The organism is Lysobacter sp. S4-A87, assembly GCF_022637455.1.
GTDB lineage: Bacteria > Pseudomonadota > Gammaproteobacteria > Xanthomonadales > Xanthomonadaceae > Lysobacter_J.
Genome location: NZ_CP093341.1, coordinates 334,744 through 359,399, shown reverse-complemented (window position 1 = coordinate 359,399; position 24,656 = coordinate 334,744). Strand labels below are relative to the sequence as shown.

Sequence of the window (24,656 nt, the reverse complement as noted above, 5' to 3'; positions counted from 1 at the left end):
TCAGACAGTCTTGCCGCGCTTGCGCCGGAAGTAAGCCGTCAACCGCGCGCCGGACTCCTCACCCAGCACGCCGCCGTGAACCTGCACGCGATGGTTGTGGCGCGGATCGGCGAGCAGGTCGAACACACTGCCGGCGGCTCCGGTCTTGGGGTCGGTCGCGCCATAGACCACTCGCGCGACGCGGGCGTGCACCATCGCCATCGCGCACATCGCGCATGGCTCCAGGGTCACGTACAGGGTCGCTCCGAGCAGGCGGTGATTGCCGAGCCGGCGGCCGGCCTGGCGCATCGCCACGATCTCGGCGTGCGCCGTCGGGTCCTGCTCGGTGATGTTGCGGTTCCAGCCTTCGCCGAGGACTTCGCCCTCTGCCGACACCAGCACTGCGCCTACCGGAATCTCGTCATCCTCGCGCTCGGCGCGCTCGGCCAGCGCCAGGGCGTGCCGCATCCAGCGCTCGTCGGCCACAGCGTCGGGATCAGCTTCCGGAGGCGGCTGAAGCGACGGCATCACTCCCACTCGATGGTCGCGGGCGGCTTGCCACTGATGTCATAGACAACACGAGAAACACCGCGCAACTCATTGATAATACGGTTGGAAACCCTGCCCAGGAAATCGTACGGCAGGTGCGCCCAATGCGCCGTCATGAAGTCGATGGTCTCGACTGCGCGCAGCGCGATCACCCACTCGTAGGCCCGCGCATCACCCACCACACCGACCGACTTGACCGGCAGGAACACTGCGAAGGCCTGGCTGGTGCGGTCGTACAGGTCGGCCTTGCGCAGCTCCTCGATGAAGATGTGGTCGGCCTTTGCCAGCAGCTCGGCGTACTCGCGCTTGACCTCGCCGAGGATGCGCACGCCCAGGCCCGGACCCGGGAACGGATGGCGGTAGACCATCGCGCGCGGCAGGCCGAGCTCGACGCCCAGGCGCCGCACTTCGTCCTTGAACAGTTCACGCAGTGGCTCGACCAGGCCGAGCTTCATGTTCTCGGGCAGGCCGCCGACGTTGTGGTGGCTCTTGATGACGTGGGCCTTGCCGGTCTTGCTGCCGGCAGACTCGATCACGTCGGGGTAGATCGTGCCCTGCGCCAGCCACCTGGCGTTGGCGAGCTTGGACGACTCCTCGTCGAAGATCTCGACGAACAGGTTGCCGATGATCTTGCGTTTGGCTTCCGGGTCGTCGACGCCCTTGAGGGCGTTGAAGTAGCGGTCGGCGGCATTCACGCGCACGACCTTCACGCCCATGTGCTCGGCGAACATCGCCATCACCTGGTCGCCTTCGTTCCAGCGCAGCAGGCCGGTATCGACGAACACGCAGGTCAGCTGGTTGCCGATGGCCTTGTGCAGCAGCGCGGCCACGACCGAGGAGTCGACGCCGCCGGACAGGCCGAGGATGACCTCGTCGGAGCCGACCTTCTCGCGCACGCGGGCGATCTGGTCGTCGATGATGTGCGCGGCGGTCCACAGCGTCTTGCAGCCGCAGATGTCGGTGACGAAGCGGCGCAGCAGGGTCGTGCCCTGCTTGGTGTGGGTCACTTCCGGGTGGAACTGCACGCCGTACCAGCGCTTGGATTCCAGCGCCATGGCCGCGACCGGGATGCGGTCGGTGACCGCGGTGACGGTCCAGCCCGGCGGCGCCTTGGCGACGTGGTCGCCGTGGCTCATCCACACGTCGATGCGCGGTTCGCCGTCGTGGTCGGACAGGCCGCCGAGCAGCGCGTCACGCGCGACCAGCTCGACTTCGGCATGGCCGAATTCGCGGGCATCGGCGGCCTCGGTGGCGCCACCCAGCTGTGCGGCCAGGGTCTGCATGCCGTAGCAGATGCCCAGGATCGGCAGGCCCGAATCGAACACTTCCTGCGGCGCGGCGGGCGCACCAAGCTCGGTCGTCGATTCCGGGCCACCCGACAGGATGATGCCCTTGGCCCCGTACTTCGCGATCTCGGCCGGGTCGTGGTCCCAGGCCCAGATCTCGCAGTAGACGCCGATCTCGCGGATGCGGCGGGCGATCAGCTGCGTGTACTGCGCGCCGAAGTCGAGGATCAGGATCTTGTCGCTGTGGATGTCGGTCATCGGATTTCGGCAGGGCAAAGTCGCTGGGCAAACAAACGCCGGACGGCGCGGGCATCAACCCGCGCGGTAGTTCGGCGGTTCCTTGGTGATCTGCACGTCGTGCACGTGGCTCTCGCGCGCGCCGGCGTTGGTGATGCGCACGAAGCTGGGCTTCTTGCGCATGTCCTCGATCGTCGCGCAGCCGACGTAGCCCATCGTCGCGCGCAAACCGCCGGCGAGCTGATGGACGACGTTGCGCAGCGGACCGCGATACGGAACGCGACCTTCGATGCCTTCGGGCACGAGCTTGTCGGCGTCCGATGCGTCCTGGAAGTAGCGGTCCTTGGAGCCCTGCTCCATCGCGCCGATGCTGCCCATGCCGCGGTAGCTCTTGTAGCTGCGGCCCTGGAACAGTTCGACTTCGCCCGGCGCTTCCTCGGTGCCGGCGAACAGGCCGCCGACCATCACCGTGGAGGCACCGGCGACCAGCGCCTTGCCGATATCGCCCGAGTAGCGGATGCCGCCGTCGGCGATCAGCGGGATGCGATCCTGCAGCGCCTCGGCCACCATCGCCACCGCGGTGACCTGCGGCACGCCGACGCCGGCGACAATCCGCGTGGTGCAGATCGAGCCCGGGCCGACGCCGACCTTGACCGCGTCGGCGCCGTTGTCCATCAGCGCCAGCGCGGCATCGCCGGTGACGATGTTGCCGCCGATGACCTGCAGCTGCGGGAAGTTCTTCTTCACCCACTTCACGCGGTCGAGCACGCCCTGCGAGTGTCCGTGCGCGGTATCGACCACGACCACGTCCACGCCGGCGGAAGCCAGTGCTTCCACGCGCGCTTCGGTGTCGCCACCGACGCCGACCGCGGCGCCGACCAGCAGGCGCTCGCTGCTGTCGTAGGCGGCGTTGGGATTGTCGGACTTCTTCTGGATGTCCTTGACCGTGATCAGGCCGCGCAGCTCGAAGCCGTCGTTGACCACCAGCACCTTTTCGATGCGGTGCTTGTGCAGCAGGTTCAGGACTTCCTCGTCGGTGGCGCCTTCGCGCACCGTGATCAGGCGGTCCTTCTTGGTCATGATGTGGCGGACCGGATCGTCGAGCTTCTTCTCGAAGCGCATGTCACGGCTGGTGACGATGCCGAGCAGATGACCGCCCTCCACCACCGGCACGCCGGAAATGTTGCGGGCGCGGGTGAGCTTGAGCACTTCGGCGATGGTGGTGTCGGGGCCGACGGTGAACGGTTCCTTGATCACGCCGGCCTCGAACTTCTTGACCGAGGCGATCTGCGCCGCCTGCGCCTGCACGCTCATGTTCTTGTGGATGATGCTGATTCCGCCCAGCTGAGCCATCGCAATGGCCAGGCGTGCCTCGCTGACCGTGTCCATCGCCGCCGACAGGATCGGCAGACGTATGGTGAGGTCGCGGGTAAGGCGGGTGGAGAGCGAGACGTCCTTGGGCAGGACGACCGAGTGGGCCGGGACGAGCGAGACGTCGTCGTAGGTCAGTGCTTCAGCCTGGATGCGCAGCATGGGCAGGGGCCGGGAGGATGAAGCAAGGAATTGTAACCCGGAAGGCCACCTTAATGCGCATGTCGCGACTGGAACGCTGTGGGCGACTCAGGACACCGGCGACCAGCCGCGACCCGAATCGGCGGCCTCCGCGGCCTCCAGCGTGTTCTGCATCAACGTCGCCACGGTCATCGGGCCGACGCCGCCGGGAACCGGGGTGATCCAGCTGGCGCGTTCAGCCGCGGCGGCGAAGCCGACGTCGCCGACGAGGCGGCCGTCGTCGAGGCGGTTGATGCCGACGTCGATCACCACTGCGCCCGGCTTGACCCATTCGCCCGGGATCAGGCCCGGGCGACCGACCGCGACCACCAGGATGTCGGCGTTGCGGATCGAGGCTTCCAGCACTTCCGGCGGGGTGAACTTATGGCAACTGGTGACGGTGCAGCCGGCGATCAGCAGCTCCAGCGCCATAGGCCGGCCGACATGGTTGGACACGCCCACGATCGTCGCGCTCTGCCCGCGCACGGCCTTGTCGGTATAGGCCAGCAGGGTCGTGATGCCGCGCGGCGTGCACGGGCGCAGGCCGAACTGGCGCAGGGCCAGGTGGCCGACGTTCTCGGGATGGAAGCCGTCGACGTCCTTGCGCGGATCGATGCGGTGGATCAGCCCGGTTGCGTCGCGGCGGTCGGGCAGCGGCAGCTGGACCAGGATGCCGTGGACCTCCGGGTCGGCGTTGAGCCGGTCGATCAGGGCCAGCAGCTCGTCGTTGCCGGTGTCGGCCGGCAGGTCGTAGTCGATGGCGCGGATGCCCACTTTTTCCGCGGCCCGCCGTTTGTTGCGGACATAGACACTGGACGCCGGATCGTTGCCGACCAGCACCACCGCCAGGCCGGGGCGCGACTTGCCGGCCGCGACCCGCGCGTCGACCCGGGCCTTGAGGTTGTCGAGCAGGTCGTCGGCAATGCGCTTGCCGTCGAGGATGCGGGCGGTAGGGGTCGAGGCGGTCATGCGGTCGCTGCGTTACAGTCGAGGCCGCGCATTATCGCTTATTCGACAGCCGTGCATTTTCAGCCGTCCCTTGGACGGCACCCAGCCACCCCGCTCCGCCCCCGACGGAGGTCCCATGACCGACACCGATTTCGAAACCACCCAGATCGAGGCCGCCGCCTTCCGGCGCCTTCTCCAGCACTTGATGGTCGAGCGCACCGACGTGCAGAACATCGACCTGATGATCCATGCCGGCTTCTGCCGCAACTGCCTGTCCGACTGGTACCGCGAGGCCGCCGAGCAACGCGGCATCACGATGACCAAGGACGAAGCACGCGAGGCGATCTACGGCATGCCCTTCGCTCAATGGAAGGCCGAGCACCAGAAAGAGGCGACTCCCGAACAGCTGGCCGCATTCGAGGCGGCGCGGCGCAGGCACGCGGGCTGAGCATGCGCAAACAACTGCTCGGCTGGGCGGCCCTGCCGGTAATCGGATACGCCGGTATCTGCGCGTGGCTGTTCGCCAAGCAGCGCGAGCTGATCTACCTGCCGCAGGAAACGCGCGTCGACGCGGCGCAGACCAACTTCGCCATCGAGCGCGATGGCGTGCGCCTGCGCGGCTGGGTCGTCAATCCCGCCCGCCACGAGCCGGTGATCTATTTCGGCGGCAATGCCGAGCGTGTCGAGAACCGGCGCGAGCAACTCGCGCGCGTGCTGCCGGGGCGCAGCATCTACCTGATCGCGTATCGCGGTTATGGCGCGAACGATGGCGCGCCCAGTGAATCGGCACTGTTTGCCGACGCACTGGCGGTGTTCGACGAAGTGCAGACCCGCCATCCCGGCGAGGCCATCTCGGTGATCGGCTCCAGCCTGGGCAGCGGCGTTGCGAGCTATGTCGCATCGCAGCGGCCGGTGGCACGGCTGGTACTGGTGGCGCCGTTCGACAGCCTCGCCGCGGTCGCGCAGTCGCATTACCGGATCTTCCCGGTGCGCTGGATCGTCAAGGACCGCTTCGATTCAGCCAGCTACCTGCATCGCTACCAGGGCGATGTGATGGTCATTCGCGCCGGACGCGACCAGGTCATTCCGGCCGCCAGCACCAATCGCCTGATCGCTGCACTCGGACGACCACCGCAAGTGGTCGACCTGCCCCAGGCCAACCACAACACGATCGGTACCGATCCGGGATTCGAGCAGGCTCTGCAGCAGTTCATGCCCTAGCGCCACCACGGGGCTAGCCCGCGCAGAACTGCACGTAGTCGATGTACCCCGGGAACTCGCGGCCTGCCGCACAGACCGGGCATTCCGGATCGGCCGACAGGCGCGTCTCGCGGAACTTCATCGCCAGCGCGTCGAAGTTCAGCAGCCTACCGGCCAGCGGATCGCCCAGCCCCAGCACCAGCTTGATCGCCTCGGTGGCCTGGAGCATGCCGATCACGCCCGGCAGGACGCCGAGCACGCCGGCTTCGGAGCAGTTCGGTGCGGCCTCCGGCGGAGGCGGCTCGGGGAACAGGCAGCGATAGCACGGCGCATGGCCGCGATGGCGCCCGGCGTCGAACACGCTGACCTGTCCTTCGAAACGGTGCACGGCGCCGTAGACCAGTGGCTTGGCCAGCTTCACGCAGGCATCGTTGATCAGGTAGCGCACCGGGAAGTTGTCGGCACCGTCGATCACCACGTCGGCGTCGGCGATCAGGCGCTCGACGTTGGCCGCCGTGATGCGTTCCGGGAACGCCTCGATCGTCACCGTCGGATTGAGCGCCGACAGTGCCACGCGCGCCGACTCCACCTTGGCCACGCCGATGCGGTCCTCGGTGTGCAGGATCTGTCGCTGCAGGTTGCTGCGATCGACCACGTCGTCGTCGGCCAGCACCAGCGTGCCGATGCCGGCCGCGGCCAGGTAGTAGGCCGCGGGCGAGCCAAGTCCACCGGCGCCGACCATCGCGATGCGCGCCGCCTGCAATCGACGCTGTCCGGCCTCGCCCACTTCCGGCAGGCGCAGGTGGCGCGAGTAGCGGTCGTAGAAGTCGAAATCGCCCTCGGGCCTGGTGAGCGGCAGGCCGTCGGCGATCCAGCGCGTGGTGCCACCTTCGACCGAGGACAGCCGGCCATAGCCCGCCTCCTGCAGCGCCTGCGCGGCCTGCAGCGAACGTCGACCGGACTGGCAGATCAGCACGATGGGGGCATCCAGGTCGGGAAGTGCCTGTCCCGGATTCGCCTCCAACTCCGCTTTCGCGATACCGCGGGCGCCCTCGGCAAAACCGGTGGCGCGCTCGTGCGACTCGCGCACGTCGATCAGTACCGCACCGGCGCGCAGGCGGCGCAGCGCCTCGGTCGGGGAGATCTCTTCGATGTTCATGCCGGCATTATTGCTCCACTGGGCACTGGCGCCACTACGCATAGCGCAGCACCTCGACCACCTCGCCTGCGGCCAGCCGCTGCGGTCCGTCGGGAATCACGATCAGCGCATTGGAATCGGCCACCGCGCGCAGGCGGTGGGAGCCGACTGCCGGGTTCGGATCCGCACGCAGCACGCCATGGTCATCGCAGAACACGCGCGCGCGCATGAACTCACGCCGCGGGTGCTCTTTGTCGATCGGCGCGACGAGCTGGGCCCGTTCGACCGGCCGCGGGTCGCTGCGCCCCTGCAGCGCGTCGATCAGGGCGCGCCCGAACGAGAGGTACGTGGCGAACACCGACACCGGATTGCCCGGCAGGCCAAGCACGCGTGCCTGGTCGAGGCTGCCGAACAGCAACGGCATGCCGGGTTTCATCCGCACCTTCCAGAAGTGGGTCTGGCCGAACTGCGCCAGCACCGCCGGGATGTGGTCCTTCTCGCCGGCCGAGACCGCGCCACAGGTGATCACGATATCGAAGGCACAGGCAGCATCGCGCAGCGCAATCTCGACCCGCCTGGGGTCGTCAGGCAGGCGCGGCCAGGCGGTCGGCTCAAGGCCGTCGGCGCGCAGGAGCCCCATCAGCAGTTCACGGTTGCTGTCGTAGATCTCGCCCTGCGCCAGCGCCATGCCCGGTTCGACCAGCTCATCGCCGGAACTGAACACCGCCACGGTCGGTCGCCGCGTCACCGGCAACGACGCCAACCCCAGCGAGGCAGCCAGTGACACGCGCGCGGGCGTCAGCAATGAGCCCGCGCGCAGCACCTGGTCACCGGCCGCTACGTCCTCGCCTGCGCGGCGGACGTTGGAGCCGATGACCGCGTGGCCGACAACCGTCATGCGATCGCCATCGACCCGGCAGTTCTCCTTGATCACGACCGTGTCCGCACCGCCCGGCATCGGTGCGCCGGTGGTGATGCGCACGCACTGGCCCGGATCGACCTGCAGGCCCAGGGACCGTCCCGCGAACTGTTCGCCCGCCAGATGCAGGGTCGTCTCGCCATCGCGCAGGTCCTGGTGGCGCAGGGCAAAGCCGTCCATCGCACTGTTGTCGAAGGGCGGCAGTGACAGCGGCGCGTGCACGTCACTGGCGAGGACACGGCCATGCGTACGCGAAAGCGCGAGGGTTTCGGTTTCGAGTCGGTGCGCCGCCGCGACCTCGCGGACGATGGCGAGCGCGTCGTCGAACAGCAATGCAATCGGGAATGTCATCTGGGGGGCTTGATGCCGGCCGCGGCCAGGTCATCGGGCGTATTGAGATTGCCGAAGCGTACGCCGTCCAGTCGTATCGCCGCCATGCCAAGCGAGGCCTGCAGCGCATGAACCGCCACCTCGCCGCGTGCCAGGGCGTCCCTGGCGGCGGGCTGCAGCGCCTCCAGCGACCACAGGGCAACCAGCGGCTGCGGACCGTCGTCGTCCACGGCAAAGGCGCCGACGTTGCCGGCCGCCGATGCCAGCGTCGGCAGCAGGCATTCGTTGACGCCGACCAGATCGACCGGCACGGTGAGCAGCCACGGCGTCGAACAGGCAGCGGCCAACGCATCGATGCCGGCCAACGGGCCCAATCCGCCCGCCACCCGATCGGTGACAGCGCGCAGCCCGGCCTCGGCATAGCGCCCGGTATCGCCATTGGCACTGACCAGGACCGCGGCGGTCTCGCCCGAGAAGCGGCGCTGCCAACGGATCACCTGTGCCAATCCGTCGCGCTCGAGCCATGCCTTGTCGACACCACCCAACCGCGTGGCACGGCCACCGGCAAGGATGCCGAGGGTGACCTGGGCGGGGTCAAGCGTAGGTTTCATTGGCCACCAGTGGCGCGCGGATCAGGCCCTATTGTGGCGTGCATCCACGTGAACACCCGTCAAGCCGTTCGCCCGTCATTCCCCGCAGGCGGCAATCCATGGACGTGGCACCCGCGCCACGCGGGCGACAACGTCACTTGCCGCGCTTGACGTGCCGGATCATGCGGCGCTTCTTGACGACCTGGCGCTCACTGAGCACGTTCTTCTTGCCTTCGTACGGGTTCGTGCCTTCCTTGAACACGAAGCGCACCGGCGTGCCGACCAGCTTGAAGCGCTTGCGGAAGAAGTTCTCCAGGTAGCGCTTGTAGGAATCGCTGAGCGTGCGCAGGCGCGTGCCATGGACGACGAACGTCGGCGGATTGTTGGCTGCCGGGTGGGCGTAGCGCAGCTTGGGGACGTGCCCGCGCACGACCGGCGGCGGGTTGGTCTCGTAAGCCACTTCCAGCGCCTTGTTGACTTCGCTGGTGCTGAATTCGTGCGTTGCCGAAGCGTGCGCGCGGTGGATCGCCTTGAACAGTTCGCGCAGACCCGAGCCATGCTTGGCGCTGATTCGCACCGCCTCGGCCCAGTCGACAAAACCCAGTTTGCGGGCGAGCAACTGCTCGGCCTGCTGGCGCTGGTAGTCGGTCTGGTTGTCCCACTTGTTGACCGCCACGACGAGGGCACGGCCGGCGTCGAGCGCGTAACCAAGCACGCTGGCGTCCTGGTCCGTCACGCCTTCGCCGGCGTCGAGCATGATCACCGCGACCTGGCACTGCTCGATCGCCTGCAGGGTCTTGATGATCGAGAACTTCTCCACCGCCTCGTCGACGCGCGACTTGCGACGCAGGCCGGCGGTGTCGATCAGGCGGTACAGGCGGCCGTCGCGCTCCATGTCGATGGCGACCGAATCGCGGGTGGTGCCCGGCACTTCGGAGGCGATCATCCGCTCCTCGCCCAGCAGGCGGTTGACCAGCGTCGACTTGCCCACGTTGGGGCGGCCGATGAAGGCGATGCGGATGCGCGAAGGATCGGAATCGAGTTCGGTCGCCGCACCCTCTTCCGGCAGCCGCTGCAGGCTGTGGTCGATCAGTTCGTCGATGCCCTGGCGGTGTGCCGACGACACGGTGATGACGTCGCTGAAGCCATAGCGGGCGAAATCGTTGCGGGCGGCCTGGGCATCGATGCCGTCGATCTTGTTGATCACCAGCGTGGTCGGGCGCGCGGACTTGCGCAGCCAGGCCAGGATCTCGTCATCCAGGGCCGAGGCGCCTTCGCGGCCGTCGACGATGAACAACACCAGGTCGGCTTCCTCGGCCGCGGACCGGGCCTGGCGCGCCGTCGCGCCGGCCAGCCCCTCGTCTTCGCCGGCGATGCCTCCGGTATCGACGACGGCAAACGACTGCTTGCCCTCCGGCCGGCAGACACCGTAGTGGCGATCGCGGGTCACACCCGGCTCGTCATGGACCAGGGCGTCACGGCTGCGCGTGAGCGCATTGAAGAGGGTCGATTTTCCGACGTTGGGGCGACCAACGAGGGCAACTAGCGGAAGCATGGGCGAGAGCCGAATGGGGAATGGAATGGGTAAAGCGATCAATCAACCAGGCCGTGCCTGGAATGGCTTGGCCTGGCCATGCCCGGGAAGGCGGGCGACGATACCGGGCCGGTGCGCCGCTGCTGGGCCTGCCGGCGGCAGGTCGGTACGCAGCGCATGATGACCGCCCGGTCGCAAAAAGGGAAACGGCCCAGCGCCGCCTGGCGCTGGGCCGATCCGGGTTCGAGCTGGTGCGGGTCGGCCTTACTGGAGGCGGAAAGCCGTCAGTTCGCCCGACACGTTCTGGATGATGGCGATGCCGTCGGCCACCACCGGAGCGGCCCGCACGGCCTTGCCGCCGACGCGCTCGCGGGCGGCGAACTCACCATTGTCGAGCTTGAGCCAGTGGACGTAACCGTCGAAGTCGGCGACCACGGCGTAATCGCCCTGCACCGCCGCGCCGGTGACATTGCGGCGGGCCAGGCCCGGCTGCTGCCACAGGGCGCTGCCGCCGGACTTGTCGAGGCCGAATACGATGCTGCCCGAATCGGTCACGACCAGACGGTCGCTGCCCATGCCGATCCGACCGGCGCCACCGTGCTCGCTCTGCCACATCGGACGGCCGCTCGGCGCATCGATGGCCAGCGTCTGCTTCTTGAAGCTGGTCGCGTACAGCGTGGTGCCTTCCAGCACCGGCGTGCCATCGACGTCGGCCATGCGGTCGAGCTCGGTGCGGCCTTCACCCTGGCCCACTGCCTGCTCCCACAACGGACGCCCGTCGGTTGCCGACAGCGCCGATACCGAACCGTCGTCGTTGCCGATAAAGACAAAACCCGGGCCGAGCTGCGGAGCGTCGTTGCCGCGCACTGACAGCATCGGCACTTCCTGCACCCAGAACCAGCGGCGTTCGCCGTTGGCGGCATCAAAGGCCGTGACCCGACCGTCATTGGAACGCACGAACACCGCGCCCATGCCGATCGCCGGCGCCGCGATGACTTCGTTGGGGACCTTGGCCTCCCACTTCTTCTCGCCGGTCGTCGCGTCGAGCGCGATCACTTCGCCATTGAGGCCGCCGACAACCACCAGGCCTTCGCCGACGCCAGGACCACCGGACACGCCCAGCTCGACCTTCTTGTCCGGGCGGTATTCCCAGATCGACTTGCCGTTCTGCAGGTCGAAGGCATGCACGCCGCCTTCGATCGCGGCGGCGTAGACACGACCATCGGCGACGACCGGCCCCTGGCGCGCGCCCATCCGTCCCTCGCCCTTGCCGGCGTTGGCCGACCACAGCTTGGAGACGGTCACCGACGGGGTGATGTCGGTCAGTTCGGTGGGCTCGTTGGGCTTGCCATCGTCCTTTTTCTTGTCGCCGCCGAACCAGCCCTTGACCGTCGAGCAGCCCGCGAGCGATGCCGCGCACAGCAGCACGAGGGAGGTACGCAGCAGCATCGAGCGGTGCTTCATCAGGACTTGGCCTCGGGCGTGGCCGGCGCGCCGCCGGCCTGGTTGAGTTTGAGTTCGATCAGGCGCCGTTGCGGCGAGGCGACATCAAGCTTCGCCAGCGCCTGCGAGTAGGAGGTACGTGCCTGGTCCAGCTGGCCGAGCGCGAAATGCGCATCGCCACGCACTTCCATTGCCGTGGCACTGGTGCCCTGGGCGACGAGCTTGAGGGCGGCATCGGCCTGCTTGGCCTCGATCAGCAACCGCGCCAGGCGCTGGTTGACGACCTCGGCAATGGCCGGGTCGTTGCTCTTGATCGTGCGCAGCGTGGCGATCGCGGCGTCGTTCTGGCGCGCATCGACCTGCGAACGGGCGAGTTCCAGTGAAGCCAGGTCGCGGTAGGTGCCGTCTGCCAGCGCCTTGACCTTGGCCTCCGCCGACTTGTCCTTCGCCTGGATCGCGTCGAGGGCCGCCTGGTACTGGTTGGAAAGATCCATCTGGGCCTGCTCGCCGCGATGTTCCCACCACTTCCAGCCACCGATGGCCGCCAGTCCGAGCACGATGCCGCCAATCAGGCCGGCTCCGTTGTTGCGCAGCCACTGCAGGACGCGCTCGCTTTGTTCGTGTTCGTCGAGAAGGTCGTCTATTGCCATTCGGGAGCTGCCATTCCAAAGCTGCTGTGTCGCCCCCGCCCTTCGGCGGGAACCCAATGAGGAACACCGGCCCGCATGGACCGGTGACGAGGGATGACCCGCGCGCGAGTCAGTCAGCGACCGGCGTCAGGGAACCGTCAGAGGATAGCGTAAAGCGCGCCACGTTCGCGCGGCTGAACGGCGTCAGATCGACCGTCCTGCCCGCCTGCCGCACTTCCACGGCAGTGGAATTGCCCAGCACGACGCGGGAAACCTCGCCGGCGCCGTAACTGCGCTGCTGCCCGGCACCCAGCAAACCCTGCTCCAGGGTGGCGCCGTTGTTGCCAATCACCTGAACCCAGCTGTCGCCGGTGAAGTTCAGCGACAGGTTCGCCTGCGCCGACGCCGCGGGCATGGGCGCCATCGATGCGATCAGCGGGGTGCGCTGCACGCCCGTGGGAGCGGGCGCGGCGGCCGGCAATTCGCCCTGCGAGGCCGGCGTCACCGGCACTTCCAGCGACTGGACGGTGGACTGATGGGGCGAGCGGGTCGCCAGCCAGACCGGCACGGCGATCGCCGCGGTCAGGACAATGTAGATGGCACGGCGCGTGACCTGTTCGAACAGGTGGCGGTACCGCGGCGTGTAGGTATGGCTGACCAGTTCGGACGGAGCGACCGCGACGACGGTGTTCTGGCGCAGCTGGTCTTCCAGGTCGATGCCCAGCAGGCGTGCATAGCTGCGCAGCTGGCCGCGCACGAACACCGGCGCCCCGAGCTGGCCCGGATCCCCCGATTCAAGCTGGCGGATCACCCGCAGCGGAATCTTCAGGCTCGCGGCCACTTCTTCCTGGGAAAGCCCCGCCTGTTCGCGAGCCTGTTTCAGGCGCACGCCGCAGCTGGCGCCCATCTCGGGCGCAGTGTCATTAGAAGAGCCCATCATCGCCTTCCGTCATCCCCCATGCCGGAGCCCTGCGTCTCAGGGAACTCCGCCCTCATTCGCTGAACGTATCTTGCGGCGGCTGCCGTGTCGCCGAGTTTTTGCTCGATCTGTGACGCAAGCAACAACGCATTGCGGTCTGCCGGTGCTGCCGCCAGGCGGCGCTCGGAAAATGCCCGGGCCTCGAATGCCCTGCCCTGGCGGAATTCCAGTTCGGCCAGGGCCCCCAATGCAACCGGGTTGGACGGATCCAGGGCGATGGCGTCACGCAGGTGGCGGGCAGCGCGTGCGTCCTGCCCTGCCCGGAGTGCGCAGCTGCCGGCGTTGGCCAAGGCCATCGCCGGAGTCTGATAACTGGTGTCGGCGAGCGCGCGGTCGAACCAGCTCAGCGATTCCGCCGCCTGGCCCTGGCCGCACAGCCAGACGCCATAGTTGTTGAGGGCTCCGCCGCTGGTCGGCGCAAGTTCGGCCGCCCGACGGTAATGCTCGCCTGCTTGCGCGGTCGCGCCACTGCGCTCGGCGGCAGCCCCCATCAGGGTGTAGGCGTCGACCGAACGCGGATCGATCTTGAGGGCCTGGCGCGCATCGCGCTCGGTGCCCGGGTAGTCGCCGGCAATCAACTTCCCCTGGGCCCGCTGCAGGAAGACGCGGGCATTGGAGGCCTTGTCGCGCTTGTCGTCGCTCACCTCGACCGTGCGGGCGACCTGCTCAGTGTCGCCGCGACTGAAGTCCTGGCGGACGAACGTCAGCCGGCTGCAGGCGCTGGAGGCTACCAGCACCGTCACGGCAAACAGGCAAAAACGAAGCGTCCGGCGGCCACTGCCGCCTCGGGTGATGCCTACGAGTCGGACGTCAGGCTGCTTCATCGCCCAGCCCCTGCGCCTGCAGTTGCTTGCGGAATTCGGCCTGGCGACGCGTGCGATCCATGACCTGGCCCTTGAGCTGGCCGCAGGCGGCATCGATGTCGTCGCCGCGGGTGCGGCGCACCGGCGCGATCACGCCGGCGTCGTTGAGCAGTTTCTGGAAGGCGCGGATCGCCACTTCGTCCGGACGCTCGTAGCGCGTGCCCGGGAACGGGTTGAACGGGATGAGGTTGACCTTCGCGGCGTCCTTCATCTGCACCGCATTGTCGAACTGGCGCAACAGGCGCAACAGCTGGCGCGCATGCTGCGGCTGATCGTTGACGCCCTTCATCAGGGTGTATTCGAACGTGACCGAACTGCCGCGCTTGCGCAGCGCGTAGCGCACGCAGGCTTCCATCAGCTGCTCAATCGGGTATTTCTTGTTGAGCGGCACGAGTTCGTTGCGCAGCTCGTCGCTGGGCGCATGCAGCGAGACCGCGAGCGACACGTCACTCTCCTCGCCGAGGCGATCGATCATCGGCACCATGCCGGCGGTCGACAGGGTCACGCGCTTGTTGGCCAGGCCGTAGCCCAGGTCGTCGCGCATGATGCTCATGGCGCGCACGACGTTGTCGAAATTCGCCAGCGGCTCGCCCATGCCCATCATCACCACGTTGGTCAGCTTGCGCTGCTGGTGCGGGACGTTGCCCAGGTGGCGCGCCGCCACCCAGACCTGGCCAATGATCTCGGCGGTCGACAGGTTGCGGTTGAAACCCTGGGTCGCGGTCGAGCAGAAGGTGCAGTTGAGCGCGCAGCCGACCTGCGAGGACACGCACAGCGTGCCGCGCCCCTTGTCGGGGATGAACACCGTTTCGATGGCGTTCTTCGGGTCCATGCCCAGCAGCCACTTGTGGGTGCCGTCGGTGGACGCCTTGTCGAACACGACCTGCGGAACCTGCACGACTGCGTGCTGCTCGAGCTTGGCGCGCAGCGCCTTGCCCAGGTCGGTCATGTCGTTGAAGTCGGTGACGTAGCGGTGATGGATCCACTTCATCACCTGGTGCGCACGGAACTTCTTCTCGCCGAGCGTCTCTTCGAAGAAACGCTCGAGCGAGACGCGGTCGAGGTCGAACAGGTTGGTCCGCGATCCGGTCGGGACCGGATTCGGATTCGGATTCGGATCCGGATTCGCCTTGCCCGGCTCGACCGCGCGGCCGGCGACGACCGGCGCAGTCGCGACAGCCGACTCCGTCGCCGCCGCGGTGCCTGCGTCAGCGAGGTGGAGTTCGATGGTGTCGCGTTGCGTGGTCATGGCCTTTTCGATGTCGCTATCAGCGGCCGTAGACGCTGGTGGCCGGGAAGAAGTACGCGATTTCGACGGCGGCATTCTCGACGCTGTCCGAACCGTGCACGGCGTTGGCGTCGATGCTGTCGGCGAAGTCGGCGCGGATCGTGCCCGGCGCGGCGTCCTTCGGATTGGTGGCGCCCATCAGCTCGCGGTTCTTGAGCATGGCGCCCTCGCCTTCGAGGACCTGGATCATCACCGGACCGGAGATCATGAACTCGACCAGCGCGCTGAAGAACGGGCGCTCGCGGTGCACGGCGTAGAAGCCTTCGGCTTCCTGCTTCGACAGGTGCTTCATCTTCGCGGCGACGACCTTCAGGCCGGCCTTCTCGAAGCGGGTGTAGATCTCACCGATGACGTTCTTGGCGACGGCGTCGGGCTTGATGATGGAAAGGGTGCGCTCCAGCGCCATGGAATTTCTCCGGGTAGGCGGGCAGCCGAACCGTGGGTTCGCGCCCGAGGATAACAGAAAAACCCGCGTCGGAACGCGGGTTTAGCCCACAAGGCTCCGGTAATTCTAGCGGAAAGACGGCCCCTTTTGCACGCCCGGACAGTCGCGCCGGCGAACTCCGCCGTTGACGGTTCAGCCGCCCCCGACTAGGATCAAACAAGCGTTTGATTCAGACCGCCGACCCAGGACCGTACATGGCTGCCACCGCCCACTTCTCCACCAAGGACCGCATCCTTGGTGCCGCCGAGGAACTGTTCGCACAGTTCGGCTTCACCGGGACCTCGCTGCGCCAGGTCACCAGCCGCGCCGACGTGAACATCGCCGCGGTCAACTACCACTTCGGCAGCAAGGAGAACCTCGTCAACGAGGTCTTCCGCCGACGCATGGACGAGATGAGCGCGCAGCGACTGGGCGCCCTGAAAACCGCCATGGAACAGCATCCGGGCGAACTCGAGCCGATCCTCGCCGCCTTCGTGCAGCCGGCCCTGGCGATGGCCCAGGACCGCCACGGCGGCGGTGCCTTCGTCCGTGTGGTTGCCCGTGCCTATGCGGAAAAAAACGACGGTCTGCGCAAGTTCCTGTCCGACCATTACGGCCACGTCCTGCGCGATTTCGGCAAGGCCATTGCCGCCTGCGTGCCGGGCCTGAGCAAGGAAGAACTGTACTGGCGACTGGATTTCCTCGCCGGCGCCCTGACCTATGCCATGGCCGACTTCGGTCTGATCAAGCGTCCCGCCGGTGTCACCGAAGCGGCGCATCGTGAGCGTGCGGCCCGCGAGCTGATCCACTTCGCCGCTGCCGGCTTCAAGGTCGAACCCAAGCGTTAACTTCAAAGCCTTAAAGTCTTGTACAAACAAGGATTTGCATAACATGTCTAAGAAACTGCTTGTGCGCCGCGTCGCCGTCCTCGGTGCCGGCGTGATGGGCGCGCAGATCGCTGCGCACCTGACCAACGCCGGTGTCGACACCGTGCTGTTCGACCTTCCCGCGAAGGAAGGCGACCCCAACGGCGTCGTCGCCAAGGCCATCGCCAACCTCGGCAAGCTCAGCCCCGCCCCGCTCGCCAGCAAGACCCTGGCAGAGCGCCTCACCGCGGCCAACTACGAGACCGGGCTGGAGCAGCTGCGCGGCTGCGACCTGATCATCGAGGCCATCGCCGAACGGATGGACTGGAAGCAGGACCTGTACAAGAAGATCGCCCCGTTCGTGGCCGGGCACACCGTGCTGGCCAGCAACACCTCGGGCCTGGGCATCAACAAGCTGGCCGAAGTGCTGCCCGAGCAGCTGCGCCACCGCTTCTGCGGCGTGCACTTCTTCAACCCGCCGCGCTACATGCACCTGGCCGAGCTGATTCCGGCCAAAACCACCGACGACGACGTGCTCGAGTCGCTGGAAACCTTCCTGACCACCACCCTGGGCAAGGGCGTGGTGATCGCCAAGGACACCCCGAACTTCATCGGCAACCGAATCGGCGTGTTCTCGATGCTGGCGGGCATGCACCACACCGAGCAGTTCGGCCTGGGCTTCGACACCGTCGACGCGCTGACCGGCCCGGCCATCGGGCGCCCGAAGTCGGCGACGTTCCGCACCGCCGACGTGGTCGGCCTGGACACGATGGCGCACGTCATCAAGACCATGGCCGACACGCTGCCGGAAGACCCGTGGCACAGCTACTTCAAGGCGCCCAAGTGGCTGTCGGCGCTGATCGAGAAGGGCGCGCTGGGCCAGAAGACCGGCGCCGGCGTCTACACCAAGCGCGGCAAGGACATCCTCGTGCTGGACCTGAAGGCGCAGGACTATCGCGCCTCGGCCGGCGAGCTCGATCCGGAAGTGGCCGGCCTGCTCAAGGAGAAGGACCCGGCCAGGAAGTTCGCCGCGTTGCGCGCCAGCGCGCACCCGCAGGCGCAGTTCCTGTGGGCGATCTTCCGCGACACCTTCCACTACAGCGCCTTCCACCTGGAGTCGATCGCCGACACCGCGCGTGACATCGACTTCGCCATGCGCTGGGGCTACGGCTGGTCGCTCGGCCCGTTCGAGACCTGGCAGGCCGCCGGCTGGAAGCAGGTCGCCGACTGGATCGCCGAGGACATCGTCGCCGGCAAGGCGATGAGCAGCGCGCCGCTGCCGAACTGGGTGTTCGACGGCCGCGCCGGCGTGCATTCGGCCGACGGCAGCTTCAGCCCGGCCCGCAATGCCAACGTGCCGCGCTCGTCCAATCCCGTCTATGCGCGCCAGCGCTTCCCGGATCCGCTGCTGGGTGAGAAGTTCTCGCAGGGCCGCACGGTCTTCGAGAACGAAGGCATCCGCATGTGGGCCGACGAGGGCGACGACATCGCCGTGGTCAGCTTCAAGACCAAGATGCACACGGTCAACGACCACGTGCTCAACGGCCTGCAGGAAGCGGTCGGCATCGCCGAGCGCGACTTCGCCGGCCTGGTGATCTGGCAGCCGAAGGAACCCTTCTCCGCCGGTGCCGACCTCGCCGGCGCGCTGGGCCTGCTGCAGGCCGGCGACGTCAACGGTTTCGAGGCGATGGTCGCCAACTTCCAGGCCACCAGCCAGCGCATCAAGTACGCGCTGGTGCCGGTGGTTGCCGCCGTGCGCGGCCTGGCACTGGGTGGCGGCTGCGAGTTCCAGATGCACGCTGCGCGATCCGTGTTCTCGCTTGAGAGCTACATCGGCCTGGTCGAGGCCGGCGTCGGACTGCTGCCGGCCGGTGGCGGCCTGAAGGAGTTCGCCGTGCGCGCTTCCGAAGCGGCGGGCCCGGGCGGCGACGTGTTCGCCCAGCTCAAGACCGCATTCGAGAGCGTTGCGATGGGCAAGGTCTCGACCTCGGCCTTCGAAGCGCGCGAACTCAAGCTCGCCCGCGACAGCGACAGCGTCGTCTTCAACGCCTTCGAACTGTTGCACGTGGCGCGCCAGCAGGCACGCGCGCTGGCCGAGTCCGGCTACCGCCCGCCCCTGCCCGCCCGCCGCATCCAGGTTGCCGGCGACGTCGGCATCGCCACCTTCAAGATGATGCTGGTGAACATGCTGGAAGGCCGCTTCATCTCGCCGCACGACTACGAGATCGCCACGCGCATCGCCACCGTCATGTGCGGCGGCGAAGTCGACCGCGGTGCACTGGTCGACGAGGAATGGCTGCTCAAGCTCGAGCGTGAGCATTTCGTCGCACTGGCGCAGATGCCCAAGACGCAGGAGCGCATCGCGCACATGCTCAAGACCGGCAAGCCGCTGCGTAACTAAGCGACGACGACACAGGACATATCGAAATGACCAAGCAGATCCAGGACGCCTACATCGTCGCCGCCACCCGCACTCCGGTCGGCAAGGCACCGCGCGGCGTCTTCCGCAACACCCGTCCCGACGAAATGCTCGCGCACGTGCTGCGCTCGGTCGTCGCCCAGGCCCCGGGCATCGACCTGGGCCGCATCGACGACGCGATCATCGGCTGCGCCATGCCCGAGGGCGAGCAAGGCATGAACGTGGCGCGCATCGGCGCGCTGCTCGCGGGCCTGCCCAATACCATCGCTGCGCAGACCATCAACCGCTTCTGCTCGTCGGGCCTGCAGGCCGTGGCGATGGCGGCCGACCAGATCCGCCTGGGCAACTCGGACCTGATGCTCGCCGGCGGCACCGAGTCGATGTCGATGGTGCCGATGATGGGGAACAAGGTCGCTCTGAGCCCGCAGGTGTTCGCCAAGGACGAGAACGTCGCGATCGCCTACGGCATGGGCATCACCGCCGAGAAGGTCGCCGAGGAATGGAAGGTCTCGCGCGAGGACCAGGATGCCTTCGCACTGGCCTCGCACCAGAAGGCGATGGCCGCTATCCAGGCTGGCGAGTTCAAGTCGGAGATCAGCCCGTATGAAGTGATCTCGCGCATCCCCGATCTCGGTGGCAATGCCATCCGCGTCAAGAAGTCGATCATCGAGATCGACGAAGGTCCGCGCCCGGATTCGTCGATTGAAGGCCTTGCCAAGCTGCGCCCGGTGTTCCGCAACGCCCAGTTCGGCGGCAGCGTCACCGCCGGCAACAGCTCGCAGATGAGCGACGGCGCCGGCGCGGTGCTGCTGGCTTCCGAACAGGCGATCAAGGACTACGGCCTGACCCCGCTCGCACGCTTCGTCAGCTTCTCGGTCGCCGGCGTGCGTCCGGAAGTGATGGGAATCGGCCCGATTGCCGCGATCCCCAAGGCTCTCAAGCAGGCCGGGCTGAGCAAGGACCAGCTGGACTGGATCGAGCTCAACGAAGCGTTTGCAGCACAGGCGCTGGCGGTGATCCGCGACTCCGGCCTGGACCCGTCCAAGGTCAACCCGCTCGGCGGTGCGATCGCGCTCGGCCATCCGCTCGGCGCCACCGGTGCGATCCGCACCGCGACCATCGTGCACGGCCTGCGTCGTCGCCAGCTCAAGTACGGCATGGTGACCATGTGCATCGGCACGGGCATGGGCGCGGCGGGCATCTTCGAAGCGCTCTGAGGCTGCAAGGCCTGCAAGCAGAACGGGCAGCCCAAGGGCTGCCCGTTTTCGTTTCCCGTTGCCGCCTGCTTCAGGCCAGGCGCGTCCCGTCGGGAACCGGACGCTCGATCGCGGTCACCACCACGCCATCCTCGGTGGGAAATCCGGTCAGCAGGAATTCCGACACGAACGGGCCGACCTGCTTCGGCGGAAAATTGATCACGCCGACAATCTGCCGGCCGACCAGGTCTTCCGCCGCGTAGAGGTCCTTGATCTGCGCGCTGGTCTTGCGCACGCCGTGCGGACCGAAGTCGACCCACAGTTTCCACGCGGGCTTGCGTGCTTCCGGAAAGGGCTCGACGCGCTGCACCGTACCGGCACAGATCATCACCTTCTCGAAATCGCCCCAGGTGATGGTGCCCTGCTCGCTCATGACCGGCTTCGCTCCGAACGCAACGCAGACTCAGCCGAGTTCTTCGACGCCCAGTTCGGCCAGTGCGTTCTGCATCAGCTGGCGCGCCGAGTCGCTGAGCTTCTCGTGATCGAGCGCATACCGGATGGTCGCTTCGATCAGGCCGATGTGGGTACCGCAGTCGAAACGGGTGCCCTGGAAACGGTAGGCGTTGACCGCCTCCTCCTTGAGCAGCGCGGCAATCGCGTCGGTCAGCTGGATCTCGCCGCCGGCCCCCGGCGTGGTGGTTTCCAGCAGGGTGAAGATGCGCGGATTGAGCACATAACGGCCGACGACGGCCAGCGTGCTCGGCGCCACTTCGGGCTTGGGCTTCTCGACGATCGCATTGATGCGACCCTGGCGACCCTGGAATGCGTCGGTGGCGACGATGCCGTAACTGCCGGTCTGGTCCCGCGGCACGTCCTGCACGGCAATGACGCTGGCACCGGACGCCTGTGCGGCGTCGGCCATCTGCGTCAGCGCGCCGGGGCCACGATTCCAGATCAGGTCATCCGGCAGCAGCACCGCAAACGGCTCATCGCCGATCACCGGCTTGGCACAGAGCACGGCGTGCCCCAGGCCCAGCGCTTCGGTCTGGGTCACGAACACGGCGCGCACGCCCTTGGGCAGCACGTTGCGGATCAGTTCCAGCTGTTCGGTCTTGCCGCTCTGCTCGAGCTTCTGTTCGAGCTCGTAGGCCTTGTCGAAGTAGTCGGCAACGGCATGCTTGTAACGGTTGGTGACGAACACCAGCGTGTCACAGCCGGCTTCCACGGCTTCGTCAACGGCGTACTGGATCAACGGCCGATCGATGATCGGCAGCATTTCCTTGGGAACCGTCTTGGTCGCGGGGAGAAAGCGGGTGCCCAGACCGGCCACCGGAAAAACAGCTTTGCGAATCCGAACCGACATCAAATCTTCCTTGCATTACGAGCGGGAAACGCGACCACCGTGGCCGATTCCTGGTAATCCGGATGTGCGCCTACCGGCTGGAACTCGGGAACCGCACTTCGCAACAGGTGGCTGAGCGCGTCGAGATCATAGCGAACCGAGGCCTCGCGCAGTTGCGCCACTGCGTTCTCGATATGCGTGGGCGAAACGTCGCGCGGCTCTGCCTGCAGGATCTTCGGGTGCGCGGTCTGGCGATAGCGTTCGTCTGCATGGAACAGCGTTTCGTGCAGTTTCTCGCCGGGGCGCAGGCCGGTATAGACGACGGCGATATCGCGACCGGGATGCTTGCCGGCCAGACGGATCATCTGCTCGGCGAGCAGCCTGATCGGCACCGGCTCGCCCATGTCGAGCGTGTAGATCGCCTCGTGCGTGCCGATCGCCGACGCCTGCAGGATCAGCTGGCAGGCCTCGGGGATGGTCATGAAGAAGCGCGTGACTTCAGGGTCGGTGACCGTGACCGGACCACCGGCGCGGATCTGCTCGCGGAACAGCGGCACCACGCTGCCGGCCGAATCGAGCACGTTGCCGAAGCGCACTGTGACAAAGCGCGTCGAACGCTGGTCGGCCAAGGCCTGGCAGGACATCTCGGCCAGGCGCTTGGTCGCGCCGAGCACATTGACCGGATCGACCGCCTTGTCGGTGGAGATCAGCACGAACGTGCCGACGCCGGCGCCGCGGCACGCGCGCGCGACCGTCTCGGTCGACAGCACGTTGTTGCGCACCGCTTCGCGCAACTGCAGCTCCAGCAGCGGGACCTGCTTGTAGGCCGCGGCATGGAACACCGCATCGGGTTCGGCACGCGACAGGGCGTACGCGATAACGGCCGGGTCGCCGCAGTCGCCGAGGATGGCGACGTATTCCAGGTCCGGGAAGTCACGACGCAACGCAGCTTCGGTCGTGGTCAGCGCGAGTTCGTCGATCTCGATCAGGGTGATGCGGCGGGCGCCATGACGCGCGCACTGCCGGCAAAGCTCCGAACCGATGGAGCCGCCGGCACCGGTGACCAGCACCGAACGCGACCCCAGCCAGGCACGGATCGCCTTCCAGTCGGGCATGACCGGCTTGCGGCCAAGCAGGTCCTCGATCGCGACCTCCTTGAGCTCGCCGGGCAGCGAACGGCCTTCCAGCACGTCCTGCAGCTTGGGCACCATCCGGAACGGCAGGCCGGTGCGTTCGCACGACACCACCACGCGCTGCAGCGCATTGGCATCGGCCGCCGGCATTGCGATGACCAGCAGCTTGGCTGCCGTTTCACGGGCAATTTCTGCCACGTCCTGGACGCGGCCGAGCACCGGCACGCCCTGGACCTTGCTGCCACGCAGGCGCGCAGCATCGTCGAGGAATCCCACCGGCTGGTAGGTGCCCGAGCGACGCAGGTCGCGGACCAGCGCTTCGCCGGCATGGCCGGCGCCGAGGATGAGGATCCGGACCGAGTTGCCCCCGAACGAATCCACGCGGCTGTCCTTCCAGGCCCGGTACATCAGGCGGGGCGCACCGAGCATGCCCATCAGAACCAGCGGATAGAGGACCAGCACCGTACGCGGCACGCTGTCGAGCCGGTTGTACAGGAACAGGCCCAGCACGATCGCGAACAGGCCCAGGATCGATGCCTTCAGGATGTTCCACAGATCGGGGACGCCTGCGAACCGCCACAGGCCGCGATACAGACCGACCTGCCAGAACACCAGGCCCTGGGCCGCCAGCACGAGCATGATTTCTGCCGACCAGAGCGGAATGGCCGGCGCATTGGCTTCAATGCCCCAGCGCAGTCGATGCAGGGCTTGCCAGACGACCCACACCATTGCGAGATCGTGGGCGACCACCGCAAGGCGCGGCAGGCCACTCTTCAAACGATCACGCCATGAGCTCATTCCATGCCCCTCTTCTGGATGCAAACCTGAATCAATTTGAAGTCGGAGCCCGGGAAGTCCCGGCCTTTTGCAGCCCGACCCATAAAAAAGCGCAGCAGGTATACCACGCGAGTGTGATACCGGTGATGAAGGCCGCACCAGCCTGTGACGCAAGCCAGAAAGTCGCCACCAGGGCTGCTGCCGTGCCCCCCGTACAAGCGAGGGTGACCCGGACATGACCGACCCGGCGAGCCCAGACCTGGTAGGCGTGCTGGGTATGCGGAGTCCACCAGCGCTCGCCACGCAGCAGGCGCCGCGACAGTGTCAGGCTGGCGTCGACCAGGAACACCGACAACGGCAACAACACCACCCAGGAACGCTCTCCGAGACGGGCGCCCGCCACCACGGCAAGCGCCGACAGACAGAATCCTATGGCCCCGCTACCCACGTCTCCGAGAAAAATTCTCGCGCGCGGAAAATTGAAGGGCAGGAAGCCGGCGCAGGCCGCGGCCACCGCCAGACCCAGCAGGCCCCAGGTACCTCCGGCAATCGCCGCGAGCCCCGCCGCCGCCATCGCCGCCTGGCTGGCAGCCAGGCCATTGATGCCGTCCATGAAGTTCCAGACGTTGGTCAGCGTCATCGCCGCCACGAACGCAGCCAGCCCCAGCCATGGCGACTGGTATACGTCGGCCACCGCAAGCGCGAACAACGTTGCAGCAACGGCGTGCACCAACAGGCGCCACCACGGTGAAAGCGGACGATGGTCGTCCAGCCAGCCAACACCGGCGACCAGCACCAGGCCAACGCCGAAGGCGGCAAGCAACGGCGCATCCGCCGGACGGTGCAGCGCCAGGGCACATGCCGCCACCAGCACCGCGATCACGATCGCAATGCCGCCGCCGCGCGGCGTGGCGACGTCGTGGCTGCGTCGCTCGCCGGGCTGGTCGATCAGCGACTGCCTGATGGCGTAATGGCGCGCCAGCCAGGTGCCGGCTGCGCCAATGCAGAAATAGATCAACAACCACTGCAGCATGCG

The 24,656-nt window shown here is 67.2% G+C and carries 23 protein-coding genes; 5 read left to right on the top strand and 18 right to left on the bottom strand.

Features of this window, described 5'->3' with window-relative positions; genetic code table 11:
• The 4 genes from tadA to folD all read right to left on the bottom strand — a co-directional run bounded on the left by tadA (position 1) and on the right by folD (position 4,571).
• Positions 1–507: a tRNA adenosine(34) deaminase TadA gene (gene tadA, locus MNR01_RS01610; protein ID WP_241919247.1), complete on the bottom strand. Its 507-nt coding sequence runs from the start codon at positions 505–507 to the stop codon at positions 1–3.
• On the bottom strand, positions 507–2,072 hold the full coding sequence (gene guaA, locus MNR01_RS01605; protein ID WP_241919246.1) for a glutamine-hydrolyzing GMP synthase: 1,566 nt from the start codon (positions 2,070–2,072) through the stop codon (positions 507–509). Before guaA ends, tadA begins: the two co-directional genes overlap by 1 nt.
• Before the next feature lie 54 nt (positions 2,073–2,126).
• Positions 2,127–3,584, bottom strand: coding sequence for an IMP dehydrogenase (guaB, locus tag MNR01_RS01600; RefSeq protein WP_241919245.1), 1,458 nt, complete (start codon positions 3,582–3,584; stop codon positions 2,127–2,129).
• An 87-nt stretch (positions 3,585–3,671) separates the two neighbouring features.
• Complete coding sequence (folD, locus tag MNR01_RS01595; protein ID WP_241919244.1) at positions 3,672–4,571, bottom strand: bifunctional methylenetetrahydrofolate dehydrogenase/methenyltetrahydrofolate cyclohydrolase FolD; 900 nt, start codon at positions 4,569–4,571, stop codon at positions 3,672–3,674.
• A gap of 115 nt (positions 4,572–4,686) precedes the next feature.
• On the opposite strand from folD, the gene MNR01_RS01590 reads away from it, so the two are divergent.
• The gene (locus tag MNR01_RS01590) at positions 4,687–4,998 is read left to right on the top strand and encodes a DUF1244 domain-containing protein (RefSeq protein ID WP_241919243.1); all 312 of its coding nucleotides are present in this window, start codon (positions 4,687–4,689) and stop codon (positions 4,996–4,998) included.
• Positions 4,999–5,000: 2 nt separating this feature from the next.
• On the top strand, positions 5,001–5,771 hold the full coding sequence (locus tag MNR01_RS01585) for an alpha/beta hydrolase (protein ID WP_241919242.1): 771 nt from the start codon (positions 5,001–5,003) through the stop codon (positions 5,769–5,771).
• A gap of 13 nt (positions 5,772–5,784) precedes the next feature.
• Here the strand turns inward: MNR01_RS01585 and moeB are convergent, their stop codons facing one another.
• The 10 genes from moeB to ndk all read right to left on the bottom strand — a co-directional run bounded on the left by moeB (position 5,785) and on the right by ndk (position 15,869).
• Positions 5,785–6,909: a molybdopterin-synthase adenylyltransferase MoeB gene (moeB, locus tag MNR01_RS01580; protein ID WP_241919241.1), complete on the bottom strand. Its 1,125-nt coding sequence runs from the start codon at positions 6,907–6,909 to the stop codon at positions 5,785–5,787.
• 34 nt (positions 6,910–6,943) lie between these two features.
• Entirely contained in the window at positions 6,944–8,158 is a 1,215-nt protein-coding gene (gene glp / locus MNR01_RS01575; protein WP_241919240.1) for a gephyrin-like molybdotransferase Glp, read from the bottom strand.
• Positions 8,155–8,748 carry an NTP transferase domain-containing protein gene (locus MNR01_RS01570; protein WP_241919239.1) on the bottom strand — a complete coding sequence of 198 codons (594 nt, stop codon included), beginning with the start codon at positions 8,746–8,748 and terminating at the stop codon, positions 8,155–8,157. The genes glp and MNR01_RS01570 overlap by 4 nt, the downstream gene beginning before the upstream one ends.
• A gap of 133 nt (positions 8,749–8,881) precedes the next feature.
• Positions 8,882–10,282: a ribosome biogenesis GTPase Der gene (gene der, locus MNR01_RS01565; protein WP_241919238.1), complete on the bottom strand. Its 1,401-nt coding sequence runs from the start codon at positions 10,280–10,282 to the stop codon at positions 8,882–8,884.
• Between the two features lie 243 nt (positions 10,283–10,525).
• A complete protein-coding gene (gene bamB, locus MNR01_RS01560; protein WP_241919237.1) occupies positions 10,526–11,725 on the bottom strand; it encodes an outer membrane protein assembly factor BamB in 1,200 nt (399 codons plus the stop codon).
• Positions 11,725–12,354 (bottom strand): tetratricopeptide repeat protein, encoded by a 630-nt coding sequence (locus tag MNR01_RS01555; RefSeq protein WP_241919236.1) that lies wholly within the window; start codon positions 12,352–12,354, stop codon positions 11,725–11,727. The genes bamB and MNR01_RS01555 overlap by 1 nt, the downstream gene beginning before the upstream one ends.
• 109 nt (positions 12,355–12,463) lie before the next feature.
• A complete protein-coding gene (locus MNR01_RS01550) occupies positions 12,464–13,273 on the bottom strand; it encodes a helix-turn-helix domain-containing protein (RefSeq protein ID WP_241919235.1) in 810 nt (269 codons plus the stop codon).
• A complete protein-coding gene (pilW, locus tag MNR01_RS01545; protein ID WP_241919234.1) occupies positions 13,270–14,136 on the bottom strand; it encodes a type IV pilus biogenesis/stability protein PilW in 867 nt (288 codons plus the stop codon). The genes MNR01_RS01550 and pilW overlap by 4 nt, the downstream gene beginning before the upstream one ends.
• On the bottom strand, positions 14,123–15,424 hold the full coding sequence (rlmN, locus tag MNR01_RS01540; protein WP_241919233.1) for a 23S rRNA (adenine(2503)-C(2))-methyltransferase RlmN: 1,302 nt from the start codon (positions 15,422–15,424) through the stop codon (positions 14,123–14,125). Before rlmN ends, pilW begins: the two co-directional genes overlap by 14 nt.
• A 19-nt stretch (positions 15,425–15,443) precedes the next feature.
• Entirely contained in the window at positions 15,444–15,869 is a 426-nt protein-coding gene (ndk, locus tag MNR01_RS01535; RefSeq protein ID WP_200605329.1) for a nucleoside-diphosphate kinase, read from the bottom strand.
• Positions 15,870–16,102: 233 nt separating this feature from the next.
• Between ndk and MNR01_RS01530 the strand changes: the two genes are divergently transcribed.
• The 3 genes from MNR01_RS01530 to MNR01_RS01520 are packed head-to-tail and all read left to right on the top strand — an operon-like array spanning position 16,103 to position 20,389.
• Positions 16,103–16,735, top strand: a complete 633-nt coding sequence (locus MNR01_RS01530) for a TetR family transcriptional regulator (RefSeq protein WP_241919232.1) — start codon at positions 16,103–16,105, stop codon at positions 16,733–16,735.
• 43 nt (positions 16,736–16,778) lie between these two features.
• Positions 16,779–19,154, top strand: coding sequence for a 3-hydroxyacyl-CoA dehydrogenase/enoyl-CoA hydratase family protein (locus MNR01_RS01525; protein WP_241919231.1), 2,376 nt, complete (start codon positions 16,779–16,781; stop codon positions 19,152–19,154).
• 26 nt (positions 19,155–19,180) lie between these two features.
• Positions 19,181–20,389, top strand: coding sequence for an acetyl-CoA C-acyltransferase (locus tag MNR01_RS01520; RefSeq protein WP_241919230.1), 1,209 nt, complete (start codon positions 19,181–19,183; stop codon positions 20,387–20,389).
• Positions 20,390–20,459: 70 nt separating this feature from the next.
• Here the strand turns inward: MNR01_RS01520 and MNR01_RS01515 are convergent, their stop codons facing one another.
• From MNR01_RS01515 to MNR01_RS01500, 4 genes are read right to left on the bottom strand one after another with little or no spacing between them, the layout of a single operon-like run.
• Positions 20,460–20,801, bottom strand: a complete 342-nt coding sequence (locus MNR01_RS01515) for a tRNA-binding protein (protein ID WP_241919229.1) — start codon at positions 20,799–20,801, stop codon at positions 20,460–20,462.
• A gap of 30 nt (positions 20,802–20,831) precedes the next feature.
• Positions 20,832–21,731: a UTP--glucose-1-phosphate uridylyltransferase GalU gene (gene galU, locus MNR01_RS01510; RefSeq protein WP_241919228.1), complete on the bottom strand. Its 900-nt coding sequence runs from the start codon at positions 21,729–21,731 to the stop codon at positions 20,832–20,834.
• Positions 21,731–23,641: a nucleoside-diphosphate sugar epimerase/dehydratase gene (locus MNR01_RS01505; protein WP_241919227.1), complete on the bottom strand. Its 1,911-nt coding sequence runs from the start codon at positions 23,639–23,641 to the stop codon at positions 21,731–21,733. Before MNR01_RS01505 ends, galU begins: the two co-directional genes overlap by 1 nt.
• Positions 23,642–23,672: 31 nt before the next feature.
• Complete coding sequence (locus tag MNR01_RS01500; protein WP_241919226.1) at positions 23,673–24,653, bottom strand: glycosyltransferase family 4 protein; 981 nt, start codon at positions 24,651–24,653, stop codon at positions 23,673–23,675.
• Positions 24,654–24,656: the final 3 nt, after the last annotated feature.

What these genes read in the sequence shown, in the direction of transcription:
- ndk (WP_200605329.1), bottom strand. Translation starts at nt 15,869, where the DNA reads ATGGCGCTGGAGCGCACCCTTTCCATCATCAAGCCCGACGCCGTCGCC.
- folD (WP_241919244.1), bottom strand. Translation starts at nt 4,571, where the DNA reads ATGACCGCCTCGACCCCTACCGCCCGCATCCTCGACGGCAAGCGCATT.
- MNR01_RS01530 (WP_241919232.1), top strand. Translation starts at nt 16,103, where the DNA reads ATGGCTGCCACCGCCCACTTCTCCACCAAGGACCGCATCCTTGGTGCC.
- galU (WP_241919228.1), bottom strand. Translation starts at nt 21,731, where the DNA reads ATGTCGGTTCGGATTCGCAAAGCTGTTTTTCCGGTGGCCGGTCTGGGC.
- MNR01_RS01585 (WP_241919242.1), top strand. Translation starts at nt 5,001, where the DNA reads ATGCGCAAACAACTGCTCGGCTGGGCGGCCCTGCCGGTAATCGGATAC.
- MNR01_RS01555 (WP_241919236.1), bottom strand. Translation starts at nt 12,354, where the DNA reads ATGGCAATAGACGACCTTCTCGACGAACACGAACAAAGCGAGCGCGTC.
- glp (WP_241919240.1), bottom strand. Translation starts at nt 8,158, where the DNA reads ATGACATTCCCGATTGCATTGCTGTTCGACGACGCGCTCGCCATCGTC.
- tadA (WP_241919247.1), bottom strand. Translation starts at nt 507, where the DNA reads ATGCCGTCGCTTCAGCCGCCTCCGGAAGCTGATCCCGACGCTGTGGCC.
- guaA (WP_241919246.1), bottom strand. Translation starts at nt 2,072, where the DNA reads ATGACCGACATCCACAGCGACAAGATCCTGATCCTCGACTTCGGCGCG.
- MNR01_RS01500 (WP_241919226.1), bottom strand. Translation starts at nt 24,653, where the DNA reads ATGCTGCAGTGGTTGTTGATCTATTTCTGCATTGGCGCAGCCGGCACC.
- guaB (WP_241919245.1), bottom strand. Translation starts at nt 3,584, where the DNA reads ATGCTGCGCATCCAGGCTGAAGCACTGACCTACGACGACGTCTCGCTC.
- moeB (WP_241919241.1), bottom strand. Translation starts at nt 6,909, where the DNA reads ATGAACATCGAAGAGATCTCCCCGACCGAGGCGCTGCGCCGCCTGCGC.
- MNR01_RS01550 (WP_241919235.1), bottom strand. Translation starts at nt 13,273, where the DNA reads ATGATGGGCTCTTCTAATGACACTGCGCCCGAGATGGGCGCCAGCTGC.
- MNR01_RS01590 (WP_241919243.1), top strand. Translation starts at nt 4,687, where the DNA reads ATGACCGACACCGATTTCGAAACCACCCAGATCGAGGCCGCCGCCTTC.
- MNR01_RS01515 (WP_241919229.1), bottom strand. Translation starts at nt 20,801, where the DNA reads ATGAGCGAGCAGGGCACCATCACCTGGGGCGATTTCGAGAAGGTGATG.
- bamB (WP_241919237.1), bottom strand. Translation starts at nt 11,725, where the DNA reads ATGAAGCACCGCTCGATGCTGCTGCGTACCTCCCTCGTGCTGCTGTGC.
- der (WP_241919238.1), bottom strand. Translation starts at nt 10,282, where the DNA reads ATGCTTCCGCTAGTTGCCCTCGTTGGTCGCCCCAACGTCGGAAAATCG.
- MNR01_RS01520 (WP_241919230.1), top strand. Translation starts at nt 19,181, where the DNA reads ATGACCAAGCAGATCCAGGACGCCTACATCGTCGCCGCCACCCGCACT.
- pilW (WP_241919234.1), bottom strand. Translation starts at nt 14,136, where the DNA reads ATGAAGCAGCCTGACGTCCGACTCGTAGGCATCACCCGAGGCGGCAGT.
- MNR01_RS01525 (WP_241919231.1), top strand. Translation starts at nt 16,779, where the DNA reads ATGTCTAAGAAACTGCTTGTGCGCCGCGTCGCCGTCCTCGGTGCCGGC.
- MNR01_RS01570 (WP_241919239.1), bottom strand. Translation starts at nt 8,748, where the DNA reads ATGAAACCTACGCTTGACCCCGCCCAGGTCACCCTCGGCATCCTTGCC.
- rlmN (WP_241919233.1), bottom strand. Translation starts at nt 15,424, where the DNA reads ATGACCACGCAACGCGACACCATCGAACTCCACCTCGCTGACGCAGGC.
- MNR01_RS01505 (WP_241919227.1), bottom strand. Translation starts at nt 23,641, where the DNA reads ATGAGCTCATGGCGTGATCGTTTGAAGAGTGGCCTGCCGCGCCTTGCG.